12 protein-coding genes and 5 pseudogenes are annotated in these 15971 nt (G+C 49.3%); 7 read left to right on the top strand and 10 right to left on the bottom strand.

The features are described 5' to 3' along the window. Positions 1–114: 114 nt before the first annotated feature. The 5 genes and pseudogenes from TZ48_RS16630 to kefG all read right to left on the bottom strand — a co-directional run bounded on the left by TZ48_RS16630 (position 115) and on the right by kefG (position 4475). Complete coding sequence (locus tag TZ48_RS16630) at positions 115–1056, bottom strand: isoaspartyl peptidase/L-asparaginase family protein (protein ID WP_112479991.1); 942 nt, start codon at positions 1054–1056, stop codon at positions 115–117. An 85-nt stretch (positions 1057–1141) separates the two neighbouring features. After that, on the bottom strand, positions 1142–1726 hold the full coding sequence (gene slyD / locus TZ48_RS16635; protein ID WP_042502729.1) for a peptidylprolyl isomerase: 585 nt from the start codon (positions 1724–1726) through the stop codon (positions 1142–1144). A 121-nt stretch (positions 1727–1847) separates the two neighbouring features. After that, positions 1848–2051, bottom strand: coding sequence for a YheV family putative zinc ribbon protein (locus TZ48_RS16640; RefSeq protein WP_112461383.1), 204 nt, complete (start codon positions 2049–2051; stop codon positions 1848–1850). A 33-nt stretch (positions 2052–2084) separates the two neighbouring features. Continuing rightward, positions 2085–3877 (bottom strand): annotated as a pseudogene (gene kefB, locus TZ48_RS16645) (glutathione-regulated potassium-efflux system protein KefB). Further along, positions 3861–4475 (bottom strand): glutathione-regulated potassium-efflux system ancillary protein KefG, encoded by a 615-nt coding sequence (gene kefG / locus TZ48_RS16650; protein WP_112479992.1) that lies wholly within the window; start codon positions 4473–4475, stop codon positions 3861–3863. Before kefG ends, kefB begins: the two are co-directional and overlap by 17 nt. Before the next feature lie 300 nt (positions 4476–4775). Between kefG and TZ48_RS16655 the strand changes: the two are divergent. Together TZ48_RS16655 and TZ48_RS16660 are read left to right on the top strand one after the other, a co-directional pair. Further along, positions 4776–6697 (top strand): annotated as a pseudogene (locus TZ48_RS16655) (ABC transporter ATP-binding protein). Beyond that, positions 6694–7184 (top strand): annotated as a pseudogene (locus TZ48_RS16660) (TIGR02444 family protein). The pseudogenes TZ48_RS16655 and TZ48_RS16660 overlap by 4 nt, the downstream one beginning before the upstream one ends. Here TZ48_RS16660 and TZ48_RS16665 read toward each other — a convergent pair. Further along, entirely contained in the window at positions 7161–7757 is a 597-nt protein-coding gene (locus tag TZ48_RS16665) for a LysE family translocator (RefSeq protein WP_112479993.1), read from the bottom strand. The pseudogene TZ48_RS16660 and the gene TZ48_RS16665 overlap by 24 nt on opposite strands. A 128-nt stretch (positions 7758–7885) precedes the next feature. On the opposite strand from TZ48_RS16665, the gene TZ48_RS16670 reads away from it, so the two are divergent. The 5 genes and pseudogenes from TZ48_RS16670 (at position 7886) to crp (ending at position 12406) form a co-directional block, all read left to right on the top strand. Continuing rightward, positions 7886–9274: an aminotransferase-like domain-containing protein gene (locus TZ48_RS16670; protein WP_112479994.1), complete on the top strand. Its 1389-nt coding sequence runs from the start codon at positions 7886–7888 to the stop codon at positions 9272–9274. Next, positions 9271–10248: a hydrolase gene (locus tag TZ48_RS16675; RefSeq protein WP_112479995.1), complete on the top strand. Its 978-nt coding sequence runs from the start codon at positions 9271–9273 to the stop codon at positions 10246–10248. Before TZ48_RS16670 ends, TZ48_RS16675 begins: the two co-directional genes overlap by 4 nt. Positions 10249–10321: 73 nt before the next feature. Next, positions 10322–10534, top strand: a complete 213-nt coding sequence (locus TZ48_RS16680) for a YheU family protein (RefSeq protein WP_042477224.1) — start codon at positions 10322–10324, stop codon at positions 10532–10534. Between the two features lie 127 nt (positions 10535–10661). After that, positions 10662–11530: pseudogene (locus tag TZ48_RS16685) on the top strand (phosphoribulokinase). 243 nt (positions 11531–11773) lie between these two features. Then, complete coding sequence (gene crp, locus TZ48_RS16690; protein ID WP_004410522.1) at positions 11774–12406, top strand: cAMP-activated global transcriptional regulator CRP; 633 nt, start codon at positions 11774–11776, stop codon at positions 12404–12406. A 70-nt stretch (positions 12407–12476) separates the two neighbouring features. On the opposite strand, the gene TZ48_RS16695 is transcribed toward crp, so the two are convergent. The 4 genes and pseudogenes from TZ48_RS16695 to astA all read right to left on the bottom strand — a co-directional run bounded on the left by TZ48_RS16695 (position 12477) and on the right by astA (position 15839). After that, the gene (locus tag TZ48_RS16695) at positions 12477–13268 is read right to left on the bottom strand and encodes a DUF1338 domain-containing protein (protein WP_112479996.1); all 792 of its coding nucleotides are present in this window, start codon (positions 13266–13268) and stop codon (positions 12477–12479) included. Positions 13269–13278: 10 nt separating this feature from the next. Continuing rightward, positions 13279–13881 carry an aldehyde dehydrogenase family protein gene (locus tag TZ48_RS26385; RefSeq protein ID WP_420822951.1) on the bottom strand — a complete coding sequence of 201 codons (603 nt, stop codon included), beginning with the start codon at positions 13879–13881 and terminating at the stop codon, positions 13279–13281. Then, positions 13851–14860, bottom strand: a pseudogene (locus tag TZ48_RS26390) (aldehyde dehydrogenase family protein). The gene TZ48_RS26385 and the pseudogene TZ48_RS26390 overlap by 31 nt, the downstream one beginning before the upstream one ends. Then, a complete protein-coding gene (gene astA / locus TZ48_RS16705; protein WP_112479997.1) occupies positions 14820–15839 on the bottom strand; it encodes an arginine N-succinyltransferase in 1020 nt (339 codons plus the stop codon). Before astA ends, TZ48_RS26390 begins: the two are co-directional and overlap by 41 nt. Between the last annotated feature and the right edge of the window lie 132 nt (positions 15840–15971).

Raw genomic sequence — 15971 nt, forward strand, 5'->3', positions numbered from 1 at the left:
AAAAGACCGAGAATTAAGGAGCGCAAATGTTACAGAAAGGGCGAATAAGAAGCAAGCAATTTTAAAGAACGGTTGCTTGGTTCTTGGCCCTAGGATCTAGGGCTAACAAGCCGATTACTCATCCGCATATATCTTAACGGTGAGCGTACCTTCCGCATCAATCGACGCACGGTACATCCCTGAACTGTTCATTGCGAAGTGAATGTCGCCGGCTGCGTCGATGGCGATAAGGCCGCCTTCTCCGCCCATCTGTTTGAGTTCGCCTTGTATCACGTTTTCTGAGGCCGTATGTACGTCTTCTCTGAGGTAACGCATGCGCGCCGCGACATCACTAGCTACAGTTTTACGGATAAAGTACTCGCCCATGCCTGTGGTTGATACGGCGACGTTATTGTTTTCTGCATAAGTGCCCGCGCCTATGATGGCGGTATCGCCGACTCGGCCATATTTTTTGTTGGTCACACCGCCAGTACTGGTGGCTGCGGCTAGGTTGCCTTGTTTATCCAGCGCGACTGCACCTACCGTGCCGTATTTCTTATCATCGGGGTATTTGGATTCTGATAGCGCAAACAGCCCTTTTTCTTTCATCGATTGAAGCTGCTCATAGCGTCGCTCAGTGAAGAAGTAATCTTGTTCTGTGTACTCATGGCCTTGCTCAAAAGCAAACTTTTCGGCGCCTTCGCCAATCAAGAGCACGTGGTCACTGCCGCGCATCACATCACGCGCAAGCGCAATCGGGTTTTTAATGTGTCTGACACCCGCCACCGCACCCGCGTCTTGCTGAGCGCCGTGCATCACAGAGGCGTCCATCTCGACCATCTCGTTGTGAGTCAACACTGAGCCTTTACCAGCGTTGAAGTGCGGCGAATCCTCCATTACCTGCACAGCAGCCACTGCCGCATCAAGAGCATCACCACCGGCTTCTAATACCGCAGCACCCGCTTTCACTGACTGGGTTAACGCATCGAGTATCTGCTGCTTTAACTCGTCACTCATCTGCGCTCTAAGAATCGTCCCGGCACCACCGTGAATCGCGATAGCAAAAGGCTGGGTCATACATCACTTCCTTATTCTTGAATATTTTTGCAGGTACTATAAACGACAAAGGCCTCCCAACGGGAGGCCTTTGAAAAGCTTGTGATTAGTGAGAACCACAACCGCCGCCACCGCAGCAACCGTCTTCTTTTTTCTCACCGTGGCCTTCGCCACCACAACAGCCACCTTCTTCACCGTGACCTTCACCACCACAGCAGCTACCGCCACCTTGGTGAATGTGACCGTGCTCGATCTCTTCTGCTGTTGCTTCGCGAAGTGCTACCACTTCAACGTCAAACGTGAGTGTTTGGCCAGCCAGCATGTGGTTACCATCAACCACAACTTCGTCGCCATCCACTTCTGTAACTTCTACAGGGATTGGACCTTGGTCAGTATCCGCTAGGAAACGCATACCTACTTCAATTGTGTCAACGCCTTGGAATACGTTTGCTGGCACACGCTGAACTAGCGCGTCATTGTGCTCGCCGTACGCATCTTCTGGAGAAACAGTTGCAGTGAACTTGTCGCCCGCTTCTTTGCCTTCAAGTTCCTTTTCTAGGCCAGTGATAAGGTTGTTGTGGCCGTGTAGGTAATCTAGAGGCGCGTCTACTGTTGATTGATCAACAACCACACCGTCTTCAGTTTTTACTTGGTACGCTAGGCTTACTACTGCGTTCTTAGCAATTTTCATGGATACTCCAAAGGATTGGCACTAAGACTGCACGGTTACGAGAACCACCCAGCCTTATTTAAACAATGCCGCCATTAGGCGGCGTGTGAGCATATTATGGGGATAGAAAATAGAAACTCAATCATTCTGGCTTAAAAATACCGATTAATTCTTCATCACCTCGCTCAGATTTTTCTACAGCCTTTGGGGTTCGCTGCTCGGTGAACTCGCAATCCACACACTCCACCCATTCCACATTGTTCTCTATCCACCAGCGTAAACTGTCTTGCGTAGAACATTTCGGGCAGCTTGCCCCTGCGATAAAACGTTTCTTGGTACTGCTCATGTTACTTCCTACTATCCAGATGACCTTACTTGCCTAATCCCAAAAATTTCGAGACTGGCGGTCTTTTTCCATTTCACGGCCAAAGATCTCTTCGAGCTCTTTTCGAGCTTCTTTTGAGCGCTGCGCCAGCTGTTTATCTTCATTGTGCTGCGGCAACAGCTCCTTGAGCATGGCATTATCCAACTTTTTAAAGTGCGCTTCTGCGCGTTTGGCCTCATAAGGGTGAAAACCCAGTTCAATAAGGCTTGACGACCTAGGTCAAGCGCCCCTAGAAAGGTCTCTCGTGAATAACGTTCCACACCATGGTTCATTAACTGATAGGCTTCCACACGGCTTCGAGCACGTGCCAATACCTTGAGTGACGGAAAATGCTTGTGGCACATATCCACCACTTCCATGATCTCTTCAGGCGAGTCGGTACAGACAATGATGGCTTCTGCTTTGTGAGCTCCTGCCGCTCTCAATAGATCAAGCTGAGTGGCATCACCATAAAACACCTTGTAACCATACTTTCGCAGTAGATGAATTTGGCTCGCGTCACTCTCTAATACGGTGATTTTGACCTTATTGGCGTACATCAAACGGCCAACAATTTGTCCGAAGCGGCCAAAGCCGGCAATAATGACCCGTGGTTGCCTGTCTTCGACGTCGGTTTTAATCGTGGTTTCTTGCTCTTGGTTCAGAGATTTTTCAAACCACTTTTTCTGCGCCATCAATAACAGTGGCGTCGTCACCATGGACAAGCTCACCACCACCAATAGGAAAGCGGACTCTTCAGCAGGTAGCAAACCCTGCGCGCTTGCGGCGGTAAATATAACGAACGCAAACTCACCACCTTGCTCAATATCGCCGCCATCTTACTGCGCGCTTTCGGGCGAATACCAAATAGCGCGCCAACACATACAGTATCAAGCCTTTGATAACCACCAGCGACACCACAGCCAGCAGTACCTTAAATGGCTCGGAGACCAAAAGCCCTAAATTAACCGCCATCCCTACCGCAATAAAGAACAAACCAAGCAATAGACCTTTAAACGGTTCAATGGCTATCTCCAGCTCATGGCGATATTCACTTTCGCTAAGAGTACTCCTGCCAAGAAGGTGCCGAGTGCCATCGATAGACCCAGCTTTTGCATAAAAGCCGCAATACCGATCACCAGTAGTAGCGCCGCCACCGTGAACAGTTCTCGCACACCGCTCATCACAACATAGCGAAATAGTGGTCGAATTAAATAGTGGCCACCGATGAGTAGTCCAAGTACGCCAGCAAGCATCCACAGGATGTCACCCCAGTTACCTGCGGTGTTGCCCGCCAGTACGGGAAGCAGCGCCAACATAGGGATCACGGCGATGTCCTGAAACAGCAACACCGCAAAACCCGATTGCCCTGTTTCTCCACCCGCCAATCCTTGCTCTTCTATCACTCGCAATGCAATCGCGGTAGAGGAGAGCGCCAAAGCCATCCCGATGGCAAGGCTTGTCTGCCAAGTCAGACCAAACAGTGAGGCGATGGCCGATAACACCAAAGTGGTCACTAATACCTGCGCCCCACCGAGACCCAGTATCGGCACTCGCATTTGCCAAAGCTTTTTGGGGTTTAGCTCGAGACCAATTAAGAACAGTAGCAGCACGACGCCAAATTCGGAGAAATGAAGGATCTCATCGACATCACTGATAAGACCTAACCCCCAAGGACCAATCGCTACGCCCGCCAACAAATAGCCAAGCACACTACCAAGGCCAAAGCGCTGAGCAATTGGCACGGCCACCACCGCAGCAGAGAGAAATATCACACCACTCTGTAGGAAATCATTCGCCATTGCCATCGGCCGCCTCCTTTGTCGTAAGCGACGACATCAACAAAGACTCATCGAAGGGGTGCATTAACCACTGCCTATAAAGCTCGGCATGCTGATAGCGATCCATATCATCCACGCGGCGAGACCAGTAGAGAACCAAAGGCTCCATCCAATGCATTTTGCACAAGGCAGCGCTGAGCTCAAACGGCTGCAATATCTGCTCAAGTGGATACTTGTTATAACCAGACTGGCTAAAGGCCGACTCTTTACCTCCTGTGGTGATCACGCTGCGCCAATACTTGCCTTCCAAGGCACAGTCATCACCAAACGCAAAACCTTTGCCCAATACTCGGTCAATCCACTCTTTGAGCAGCGATGGGCAGGAATACATATAAAGTGGATGCTGAAACACAATCACATCGTGCTCGAGTAGCAGCTGATGCTCAGCATTGACGTCAATAAAGAAGTCGGGATACAGGGCATACAAGTCGCGCAGGGTGACATTATCCAAGGATTGGATTTTTTTGAGCATCACCTGGTTGGCGATGGAGTTTTGCGGCTCTGGGTGCGCATAGATCACCAGAACTTTTGGGGATTGGTTTGAGTGTTGTAATTCTGACGTCATTCCTTGAAAACCATCTCCATACTTACGGCTTCGTAAACTGCTCGCTAGCAACAGCAAGAGTCAGTCACTATTGTTTACCCTAATCTTTAAGGGTAGACAGTGATGATTGTTATTGAAATCATTCTGTTTTTGTTATCAGTTTGTTCCATCATATACCAAACTTCATCGTTCGTGCAGGTTAGTTTGCCCCTGATTACCTTGCTATTTATGCCTTCTCACAAGGGATAATGATCGACATTTCACTGCTTTCCTCATAGTATTCGTGGGTCGAAATTTCAATCACTAGCTAGTTGTTTCCTTATGATCACCTTCTCTGATATTCAATTGCTTCGCGGCGGTAAACCACTGCTCGACCAAGCCTCAGCCACCATTCACCCTGGTGACAAAGTGGGTCTCGTCGGCAAAAACGGTTGTGGCAAATCCACTTTGTTTGCGCTGCTCAAAGACGAGCTATCCATTGATGCAGGCTCATTTAGCCAGCCATCCCATTGGGAGCTCGCTTGGGTCGCACAGGAAACCCCTGCGTTAGAACGCACCGCTATTGAATACGTGATTGATGGCGATCGTGAGTTTCGCGCACTGGAACAAAAGCTGGTAGACGCAGAGCAGAAAGACAACGGCACCCTAGTTGCAGAGCTGCATGGCAAAATCGAAGTCATTGGCGGCTACAGCATTCGTGCTCGCGCGGCGGAGCTTCTTGATGGTCTTGGTTTTAGCCAAGAGCAGATGACGTGGAATCTGACCCAGTTCTCGGGTGGTTGGCGTATGCGCCTTAACCTCGCGCAGGCGCTACTGTGCCGCTCAGATCTGCTGCTGCTCGATGAGCCGACCAACCACTTGGACTTGGATGCCGTCATGTGGCTTGAGCGCTGGCTGCAAAGCTACCCTGGCACACTTGTCTTGATCTCGCACGACCGAGATTTCCTCGATCCAATCGTTGGCCGCATCATCCATATCGAGAATCAACTGCTGAACGAGTACACGGGTAACTATTCCTCATTTGAAGAGCAGCGCGCGCAAAAGCTCATCTTGCAACAAGCTCAATACCAGAAGCAGCAAAAGCAGATGTCGCATATGCAGAAGTACATTGACCGCTTCCGTTACAAAGCATCAAAAGCACGCCAAGCGCAAAGCCGTATCAAAGCGCTTGAACGTATGGAGAAAGTGCTGCCAGCTCAATTTGATAACCCATTTAGCTTCGAGTTCAGAGAGCCTGCGGCACTGCCAAATCCAATCATCATGATGGATGACGTTTCGGCGGGTTACGATGACAACATCATTCTTGAAAAGATCCGTCTAAACCTAGTTCCGGGTAGCCGCATTGGTCTGTTGGGTCGTAACGGCGCTGGTAAATCCACGCTGATCAAATTGCTATCAGGCGAGCTTGGTGCCAAAGGGGGCGATCTTAATTACTCTCAAGGCGTTAAGATTGGTTACTTTGCCCAGCACCAACTTGAAACCCTGCACCCAGAAGAGACACCGCTGCAGCACATGATGCAAATCGCACCGCAGCACACAGAGCAGCAGCTTCGTGATTACTTAGGTAGCTTTGGCTTCCAGGGGATAAAGCGCTTGAAAAAGTCGCGCCGTTCTCCGGTGGTGAGAAAGCCAGACTGGTACTAGCGCTTGTCGTGTGGCAAAAACCAAACCTATTACTGCTCGATGAACCGACCAACCACCTTGATCTGGACATGCGTCAAGCCTTAACGCTTGCTCTGCAAACCTTTGAAGGCGCCATGGTCATCGTCAGTCACGATCGCTACCTACTGCGCGCCACCACCGATGACCTATACCTAGTGCACGATCGTCAGGTAGCGCCATTTAATGGCGACTTGGTGGACTACTATAAGTGGCTGACAGAGCAACAGAAGATTGAGCGTAAAGAGGCTCAAGCCAATGAGCCAGACAAAACCTCAAACAACAGTGCAGCCGCTAAGAAAGAGCAAAAACGCAAAGACGCCGAGTTTCGTAAGCAAACCGCGCCAATTCGCAAAACACTGACAAAGCTTGAAGAAAAAATGGATAAGTTATCCGCCCTCATCGCTGAGGCAGAGGAGCAATTGTCTGATACTTCTCTGTATGATGCGGAAAATAAAGCTAAACTTAATGAAGTACTTGCCAAGCAAGCCTCCAGCAAATCCGAACTTGAAGAAGTCGAAATGGACTGGATGGCGCAGCAAGAAGTTCTTGAGCAGATGGAACAGGAATTCAATCAGTCATGACCCGCGAGCACGCATCTTCAAATCTCACTTTTGATCACCTATGGCAGTTCAGCTGCAATACTACGGGGTGCGTGAGGTAAAAGAGGCGTGCTTAAATCTGCAAAATCACTACCACGGCAACGTCAATCTGCTGTTGCTACTGAAGTGTCTGGACGAACAGGCACTTCGCTTCAATGCCGAGGATTGGCATCATGTTCAATCCTGTCTCGGTCGCACGGAAAAACTGCTGCATCAATTTCGTGATATTCGCCGCCAACTCAAGCACAGTGTGGTTGATAGTCTCTATCGTGAAGCGCTTGAGTTTGAACTTAGCCTTGAGAAGCAGCAGCAATCTGACCTTGTTGATTGCATTAATGCGTTAACGCTCAGTCCGCAACAAGGTGAAGCACTCGTACTCGGCTACTGTCGCCAACTTGGCGCTGAGCATCTAGGCTTGTCTTCGCCAAACCCGTCAGCGAACTCGCTACCAAATAAACAGCACACATGACGCAGTAAGCAGTGCCATACTGGAGTTAAAGCGGCGCCATGCAGTCGGTGTGGCCAGCCAGCGGCGAATAAAGGTGCCAAAGCCAACCCATACCGACGACGTTTGTATCTGAACCAGCAAAAAGATCACCGATATCCCCACCAGCGACCACCAGTAGTAGTCACCGCTCAATGCAAACGAACTCACGGCAGTGACCGACATCACCCAAGCTTTAGGGTTCAGGTATTGAAATGTCATAGCTTCAAAGCAGCTCATCGGTTTGGCTTTGCTATCGGACTCTCCCTTGTTGATCCCCGCAGTCAGAATTCGCCAGGCCAAATACAGCAAATAGGCGCTGCCCAGCCATTTGAGCACTTCCTGAACCATAGGATAAGTCTGGAAGATCACGCCAAGACCAGCACCATTCAATAAGATCAAGCTGATCAGGCCGAGACCAATCCCAAGAAAGTGCGGGATCGATCTAACATAGCCAAAATTAGCACCCGACGCTGTTAGCATGACGTTATTAGGACCTGGCGTCCCCGTCATGACCACGGCAAACAGTGCCACTGATAGCAAAAATGACCCATCCATCCCACTTCTCCCTCTACAATGAAAATTGCATCGGTACAATTTTCATAAATACGTTGATTTATTGTTAACGCAAGCACAAAATAACCCTAACAAAGCCATTAAATAGACGCAAAGGATTTATTGTCACCATGACAATCGAGACAATAACCGTATTTAAGCAAGATCCAGCGCCGATCTACAAACAGATCGCCGATCAGATCGCCACCATGATCGAAGAGGGCGATCTCAAAGCAAACAGTAAGCTGCCCACTCACCGCTGGCTGGCAGATAAGCTTGGTGTCACGGTAGGCACGATTACCCGAGCCTATGCGGAGGTAGAACGAAGAGGCTTAGTAGAAGCAAAAGTCGGCGCGGGCACCTATGTGTCCGATACCAATAAACCAAGCTGGGTGTTCGAGCAAAGCACGTTGGCGCAAGGCGAAATGAACTTTGGCTATAACATTCCACCCCTGCTCGATAGAAGCGATATGCTGAAACAAGCCATGCAGCGCATCTCAAACTCGAACTCGCACCTCAACCAATTGATGCTCTATCAGCCACCCGCTGGACTGGATGCACACCGCAACATTGTCGCTAATTGGCTCAATGACAAAGGCATCAAATTACCCGCACATAGGATGCTGTTTAGTTCAGGCGCTCAGCATGCGATTCAGATGGTGCTCGACACCTTCACTCGTGCGGGCGATACCCTCTTGGTAGAAAAGTACACCTACCCGGGTGTGATTAGCTTGGCACGTCAGAATCAGTTGACGCTCAAAGGCGTGGATATGGATGAGTTTGGTATTACACCAGAGTCGTTAGAGGTATGCTGCCAGCGCTACTCGCCGCGATTTATTTACTTAACGCCTACGCTGCAAAACCCAACCACCGCTATTATGCCCGAAGAGCGCCGTCGCGATATCCTGCGTATCTGTGAGGCCCATGATGTCTACGTGATTGAAGATGAGATCAACAGTCTGCTGCTCGAACAAGCGCCAGCACCTATGGTGAACTTCGCGCCTGAGCGGGTTATCCATATCGGTGCTTTCTCAAAATGTCTCGCTCCGGGTCTTCGGGTGGGTTATATGAGCGCTCCAGAAAAGCTTCATCAACACCTAGTAATGACACTGCAAAACCACAGCTGGATGATAAGCCCGCTGCTCACTGCCCTAACCTGTGAGATGCTGACCTCAGGCGATGCCGAGCGTAACCTCACCATCATCCATAACGAAATGAAAAAGCGTATAGCCATCGCGGTAGACACTCTAGGCGAGTTTGACCTTCGTTATCAGCAAGGCGGTTTTCACGTCTGGCTAACCCTGCCTGAGCACTGGCGATTGAGTGAATTCGTTAGCAGAGCGGCAGAGCAAGGGGTTATCGTCAAATCGGGCGAGCTGTTTGCACCACCTGGCGGTTCAGTCGCGCCTGCGGTGCGCTTGTCGCTGAGCTCGCCACAAACGATCGAGCAGCTACAATTAGGCGTAGATACTTTGAAAACATTACTACAATCCAACCCCCTCAGTGAATTTACGTTATGAGCAGCACACACTTTATCGCCGCCAAAGGGCTCGCCAATCCACACATCCAAACGCTTATCCCACGCTTTGTGCGCCGCAAAGCGCTGTTTGAGCCTATTTGGGAAACGCTCGATACCCCGGATGGGGATTTTGTCGAGCTGGCATGGAGTGAAGATCCCCATGGAAAAAGTGCCCAAGGCAAGCCCGTGTTTATTCTGTTCCATGGCTTAGAAGGCTGTTTTTACAGCCCCTATGCCAACGGTCTGATGCACGCGTTCGCAAAGCAAGGCTGGCTGTCGGTCATGATGCATTTTCGCGGCTGTGGACCCAACCCAAATCGACTGGCCAGAGCTTACCATTCTGGTGAAATTGGTGACGCGAGACAGTTCATCGAGCTTTTGGATCATCGTTACCCAAACAGTAAAAAGGTTGCCGTAGGCATTTCTCTTGGCGGCAATATGCTGACCAACTATCTCGCTCACTACGGCGATGATACTAAGCTCGATGGCGCAACTGTCATCTCTGCGCCGCTCGACTTGGCAGCATGTGCCAGACGTATTGAGCAAGGCTTCTCTAAGGTCTATCGCTCTTATCTGCTCAGTTCAATGAAAAAGAACGCGCTCAACAAACTTCATCTGCTAAGCGAAGTACTCGGACTGACAGAAGATCGCATTAAAAACATGAAAAAGCTGTACGAGTTCGATGACTTAATCACTGCTCCGCTGCATGGATTCAAAAACGCTGATGACTATTATCAGCGCTGCTCTGGACTGCCTCGCCTACGAGAGATCACGGTACCGACTCGATTTATTCATGCCAAGGATGACCCCTTTATGACACACGAGGTCATTCCAACCTTTAGCCTCCCAAGCCATATCCATTACCAACTGCTTGACCGCGGTGGTCACGTGGGGTTCATGACGGGGAGTTTGCGACGCCCGCGCTTTTGGTTAGAAGAGAGCCTACCAAGCTACTACCAGCACTTTATTGACTAGCTAAAAACCGCGATAGCTCCCTTTGTGAATCAGCAGTGGTATAATCCTGCGGTCATAGAATTGAGAGGTATTTATGATCATCCCATGGCAACAAATTGACGCAGATACGCTGGATAACCTTATTAAAGAGTTCGTGCTGCGCGAAGGCACCGACTATGGTGAGTCGGAAGTGTCGCTGGATGACAAGGTTCGCCATGTTCGCAGCCAACTCGAAAGCGGTGAAGCCGTCATCGTGTTCTCTGAACTGCACGAAACCGTCGACATTAAATCTCGCCGCTCGCTGTAATTTTTCGGTAGCTGCCGAGGTAGCTGCTATATTGAAAGGCTATTGAACTGAAATTGGCCTACAAGGTCTAACTCCTTATGTGAGTTAGCAAATTTATAACGACAATTACAAATACACAGGAAGTGTTATGTCAGCAAAACACCCGATCATTGCTGTAACGGGCTCCTCTGGAGCTGGAACCACCACAACGTCAGAAGCATTTCGCAAGATGTTCAACATGATGAGCGTCAAACCGGCTTTTATTGAAGGTGACAGCTTTCACCGTTTTACTCGCCAGAGATGGATATCGAGATCCGCAAAGCCAAAGAGCAAGGTAAACACATCAGCTACTTTGGCCCTCAAGCTAACGATTTCCCTGCCCTTGAAGAGTTTTTTCGCAACTATGGGCAAAATGGTACGGGGCAATTTCGCCGCTACCTGCACACCTTCGATGAGGCAGTCCCTTATAATCAAATGCCGGGCACCTTTACCCCATGGCAAGACCTCCCAGAAAATAGTGATGTGCTGTTTTACGAGGGTCTGCATGGCGGTGTCGTCGACGGTGATGTAAACGCAGCACAGCACGTAGACCTCCTCATCGGCATGGTTCCCATCGTTAACCTAGAATGGATTCAAAAGTTCGTCCGAGATACCCGCGATCGCGGCCACTCGAGAGAGGCGGTCACCGATTCGATTGTTCGTTCAATGGACGACTATTTAAGTTACATCACGCCGCAGTTTTCGCGCACTCACATCAATTTCCAACGTGTACCCACCGTCGATACCTCAAACCCGCTCAACGCCAAAGGCATCCCTAGCTTGGATGAGAGCTTTGTGGTAATTCGCCTACGTGGCATCAAGAACGTCGATTTTCCGTATCTATTGGCCATGATTGATGGCTCATTTATGTCCCGTCACAACACCATTGTCGTGCCCGGAGGAAAGATGAGTTTTGCGATGGAACTAATCGCCAGACCAATACTTCAGCAGCTCATAGAAACCGGCAAAATAGGTTAGGTTTTGTGAGCCGAATCTCGATGATTTTTTATACCGTGATCATGTGCACAGTTTTGTATAGATAAATGGGCTTATGACACGATTAAAATCAAGAAAAGTGGCGCAAAAAAGGATACTATTTCTTTGAAACAGAAGATCGCTTGCGCCATCTTCAAAGTGCTTTTATGCTAGTAAGTCTTAACAAACGGGCTTGCTAACAAATATGGAAAGCAGCAAGCATACCCTGCAGAGGAAGTAAGATATATGGTTCTAGGTAAACCTCAAACCGACCCAACGTTAGAGTGGTTCCTTTCACACTGCCACATTCACAAGTATCCATCGAAGAGCACGCTTATCCACGCGGGCGAGAAAGCAGAGACGCTTTACTACATCGTAAAAGGTTCTGTAGCGGTACTTATCAAAGATGAAGAAGGCAAAGAGATGATCTTGTCTTACCTTAACCAAGGTGACTTCATTGGTGAACTAGGCCTGTTCGAAGAAGACCAAGAACGTACAGCATGGGTACGAGCAAAATCACCTTGTGAAGTTGCGGAAATCTCATTCAAGAAGTTCCGTCAGCTTATCCAAGTTAACCCAGACATTCTAATGCGCTTATCTGCTCAGATGGCAAGTCGTCTACAAGTGACTAGCCAAAAAGTAGGTGACCTAGCGTTCCTAGACGTAACGGGTCGTATTGCACAGACGCTACTAAACCTAGCGAAACAACCAGATGCAATGACTCACCCAGACGGCATGCAAATCAAGATCACTCGTCAAGAGATTGGCCAAATCGTTGGTTGTTCTCGTGAGACAGTAGGTCGTATTCTTAAGATGCTAGAAGAGCAGAACCTAATTTCTGCACACGGTAAAACTATCGTGGTTTACGGTACTCGCTAAGAGCACGTCGCAAGATTTGAAAAGCCACCTTCGGGTGGCTTTTTTGTTGTTAGGGCTTTTATTTTTGAGGTTATTGATGTGTACTCTCAAAAATTTTGTCCGCCGATGCGGCAACAAAGCCTTGATAGTAACTGCCATCGGCTAACTGGTAGCGCTTAGCAAACTCATAGAAGCCGCCAGGAATCACCTGGTCACCATCGGTAAATGCCACGGACACTTTATCTGCCATGGTCGAGGATTGCTCCAAAAGAACCTCTGGAGAGCCTTTTACCTCGCCACCCGATTCATTAATTGCAAACCCAGCATCACGAAGATGCTGATTGACCTCAACCACTTCGGCAAAGCGATCAAGCTGATTCACACTCACTGTAAAGTGATTCGCGCCGTAACCGTGAGCGGCAAGCCATGAAGCATACTCGCTTTCTTGCGCCAGCGTTTGGAAGTCTTGATAGCTCAGATCCCACAAGCGGCCGCCATATAAGAACTCAGCAGAGGAAAGTTTAGCGCTGTCCACCTGCGCCACTAGCTTAGCCACGATATCTTGTAGCGCTGGAGAGCACTCTTCCACTCGTAATTCGCTGATAAACACCTTAGGAAGCAAAGCATTGCTATGTTCTAGGTGTATCGCGGTCAGCTTTTTGGCTTCAAAGTCGTAATGACCACTCACCTCGTAACCAAGATCTAGAAACGGCTTAGCCAGCGTGTCGATACCCAGCGGTGCGACATTAAAGGTTCTCAGTGCAATATGATCATTAATGAGCGACTCATCTTCTCTCAATAAGTCATGAACCTTGTGAGCTGAAGGACATAAGCGAGTAATGTAGTCTTGCCACAAATGGTCAAATAATGCGTCAACAGTCATAACCCACTCCTTATAGTTCGATGCCTGGGCTCAAGGTCGCAGGAAGAACGGTATTATCGCCTTCCATTGATGCCATAGGGTAAGCGCAGTAATCCGCTGCGTAGAATGCACTTGGACGAAGGTTGCCAGAAGCGCCCGGACCACCAAATGGTGCATCACCGCTCGCACCTGTGAGCTGACGGTTACGGTTTACAATACCTGCTCGGATGTGGTCTGTGAAATACTGCCACTCCTCATCACGCTCTGAGATAAGCCCTGCCGACAAACCAAATCGAGTATCATTTGCCAGCTCAACCGCTTGCTCTAGGGTCTCGTAGCGCACCAGTTGCAGCAGCGGCCCAAAGTACTCTTCATCAGGCAGTTCAGCGATGTCTGTCGCATCGAGCAGTGCTGGGGTTACGAACGCCGCATTCAGGCGTTTTGCTTCGACTAAGCTCTTACCGCCTAGCTTCACCAGTTCAGCTTGTGCAGCAATAATATGGTCAGCAGCCTGCTCTGAGATCTGCGGCCCCATAAATGGCGCAGGCTCTGCAAACGGCTCATCAATGCGGATCTTATTAATGGCTGACACTAGGCTTTCTACTAACTGATCACCTTTTTCACCAAATGGCACATAAAGCGTCGTGCGCAGGTACAACGCTGTCCGGCACTGATGTAGGCCGATTGCAAAATGGTGTACACCGCTGCATCCACATCACCAAATGCTTCACTGACAACAAGTGGGTTGTTACCCCCATCTCAAGCGCCAGCATCTTGCCAGGTTGACCCGCAAATTGACGATGAAGAATATGACCTGTGTTAGCACTACCCGTAAACAACACGCCATCGATACCCTTTGAATCAGCAAGAGCAATACCGGTTTCTTTACCCCCTTGAACCAGGTTAATGACACCAGCAGGCAGTCCCACTTCTTCCCAAATTTTCATCGCGATTTCACCCACTAGCGGGGTTTGCTCTGAAGGCTTAAAGACGACCGTGTTCCCTGCCAATAAGGCTGGTACGATATGACCATTCGGTAAGTGACCAGGGAAGTTATAAGGACCAAACACGGCCATAACACCAAGGGGCCTGTGACGGAGGACAATTTGGTTGCCAGCCGCTTCGCGTTGGCTCTCACCTGTACGTTGGTGGTAGGCGCGAATCGAAATGGCAATCTTGCCTGCCATTGCGCCAGCTTCTGTGCGGGTCTCCCATAACGGCTTACCGGTTTCTTTGGCAATCGCAATGGCAATCTCTTCACTACGCTCTTTGACCTTGTCGGCAAACGCCAGCACAATAGCCTCACGTTCCGCGAACGGTCTTTTTTTCCACTCAACAAACGCTTTACGAGCAGAAGACACCGCCAGCTCGACCTGCTCAGGCGTCGCTGATTGGCCTTCCCAGATAATATTATTGTCGTAGGGTGACAGTGACTGAAATGCGTCACCGAGACCCGCTACCCAGTTGCCGAGATCCATTGAGTTTGTTGAGACATAGTGAAATTCCTTTGGTCTTTTAAATGTGGCCGCTGTGAGCGGCCATCTTATTGCTTGTAGAGGCGAGTAACGTTGATTATTGAGCCAGCATGCGAACCATGTCGCCATCAGCAACATTCAGTGCATCCGCAGTCTCTGGAGAAAGCAATACGGTTCCAGACTCAGCGTCAAACGCCGCTTTCGCCGCCGTCGCACGGAAGTGCTCAAAAGAAGTATTAGCAATCAAGTAGTCTTGTGAACTGGTGTGTTCAGAGACCGATACCTTGGCACGGAATGAGTCTCGTACCGCTTGGATATTACGAAGATCGCATTCCACCGTTGGACCTGCATCGAAAATGTCGACATAGTTACGACAGGTAAACCCTTCGTTCTCAAGCAGTTTTAATGCTGGGCGCGTATTCTCATGCACCTGACCGATAACCTCTTGAGCCTCTTTACTCAATAGATTGATGTAAATCGGTAGCTTCGGCATCAAATCAGCGATAAAGCCTTTCTTACCAATACCGGTTAGATAGTCGGCTAAAGTAAAGTCGATAGAGAAAAAGTGCTCTTGAAGCCATTTCCAAAACGGAGAGTTGCCCTCTGCATCCGAGACGCCGCGCATCTCAGCAAAAATAGTCTTTGAGAAACGTTCGGGGTGCTCCGCCATCATCAAGAAACGGCTTTTCGACATCAGGCGACCATTCAGACCACCACGAAACTCTGGACGTAAGAACAAGGTACAGATCTCGCTACAGCCCGTGTAGTTATTACCAAACGTCAGTAGCTTCACCACGTTATTTACATTCAGCTTCGGTGATGAATGCACCACGGTGCTGATGTGATAAGAATAGAAAGGAACATCCCAACCAATTGCACCTTCAATACCCGTCGTCCCTGCCACTTCGCCGGTTTCGGTGTCATAGCCAACCATTAGATAACCTTCGTCGGTAGGTGCTGTGACATCTTGCTTAGCAAAGCTGTATTCAGAGTGGGTAATTCGGTTTGTCAGTAGCTCTTCATTAACGGGAAGAGAAGTAAAACCGTGACCTGACTCTACGGCACAAGTGTGCAGCGCATCGTAGTCAGACATAGTGATAGGACGAACAACAAGCATCAATAATCCCTCCTGACGCAAACTCTCTCGGAACATCCAAATCCGAGAGAGTATCAAATAGCCGTTTCTCGGCTGTCTGCTTAAACTAGCGTGCCAATGGCCTTGTCTAGCTTAGCTAATCCTTCTTCAACT

Origin of the sequence: Vibrio variabilis (genome assembly GCF_003263785.1) — a bacterium.
Classification (GTDB): Bacteria; Pseudomonadota; Gammaproteobacteria; order Enterobacterales; family Vibrionaceae; genus Vibrio; species Vibrio variabilis.

Coding starts and splice junctions, on each gene's coding strand:
- TZ48_RS16630 (WP_112479991.1), bottom strand. CDS start 1,056: ATGACCCAGCCTTTTGCTATCGCGATTCACGGTGGTGCCGGGACGATT.
- TZ48_RS16670 (WP_112479994.1), top strand. CDS start 7,886: ATGACAATCGAGACAATAACCGTATTTAAGCAAGATCCAGCGCCGATC.
- TZ48_RS16680 (WP_042477224.1), top strand. CDS start 10,322: ATGATCATCCCATGGCAACAAATTGACGCAGATACGCTGGATAACCTT.
- TZ48_RS16675 (WP_112479995.1), top strand. CDS start 9,271: ATGAGCAGCACACACTTTATCGCCGCCAAAGGGCTCGCCAATCCACAC.
- crp (WP_004410522.1), top strand. CDS start 11,774: ATGGTTCTAGGTAAACCTCAAACCGACCCAACGTTAGAGTGGTTCCTT.
- astA (WP_112479997.1), bottom strand. CDS start 15,839: ATGCTTGTTGTTCGTCCTATCACTATGTCTGACTACGATGCGCTGCAC.
- TZ48_RS16640 (WP_112461383.1), bottom strand. CDS start 2,051: ATGAGCAGTACCAAGAAACGTTTTATCGCAGGGGCAAGCTGCCCGAAA.
- TZ48_RS16695 (WP_112479996.1), bottom strand. CDS start 13,268: ATGACTGTTGACGCATTATTTGACCATTTGTGGCAAGACTACATTACT.
- slyD (WP_042502729.1), bottom strand. CDS start 1,726: ATGAAAATTGCTAAGAACGCAGTAGTAAGCCTAGCGTACCAAGTAAAA.
- kefG (WP_112479992.1), bottom strand. CDS start 4,475: ATGACGTCAGAATTACAACACTCAAACCAATCCCCAAAAGTTCTGGTG.
- TZ48_RS16665 (WP_112479993.1), bottom strand. CDS start 7,757: ATGGATGGGTCATTTTTGCTATCAGTGGCACTGTTTGCCGTGGTCATG.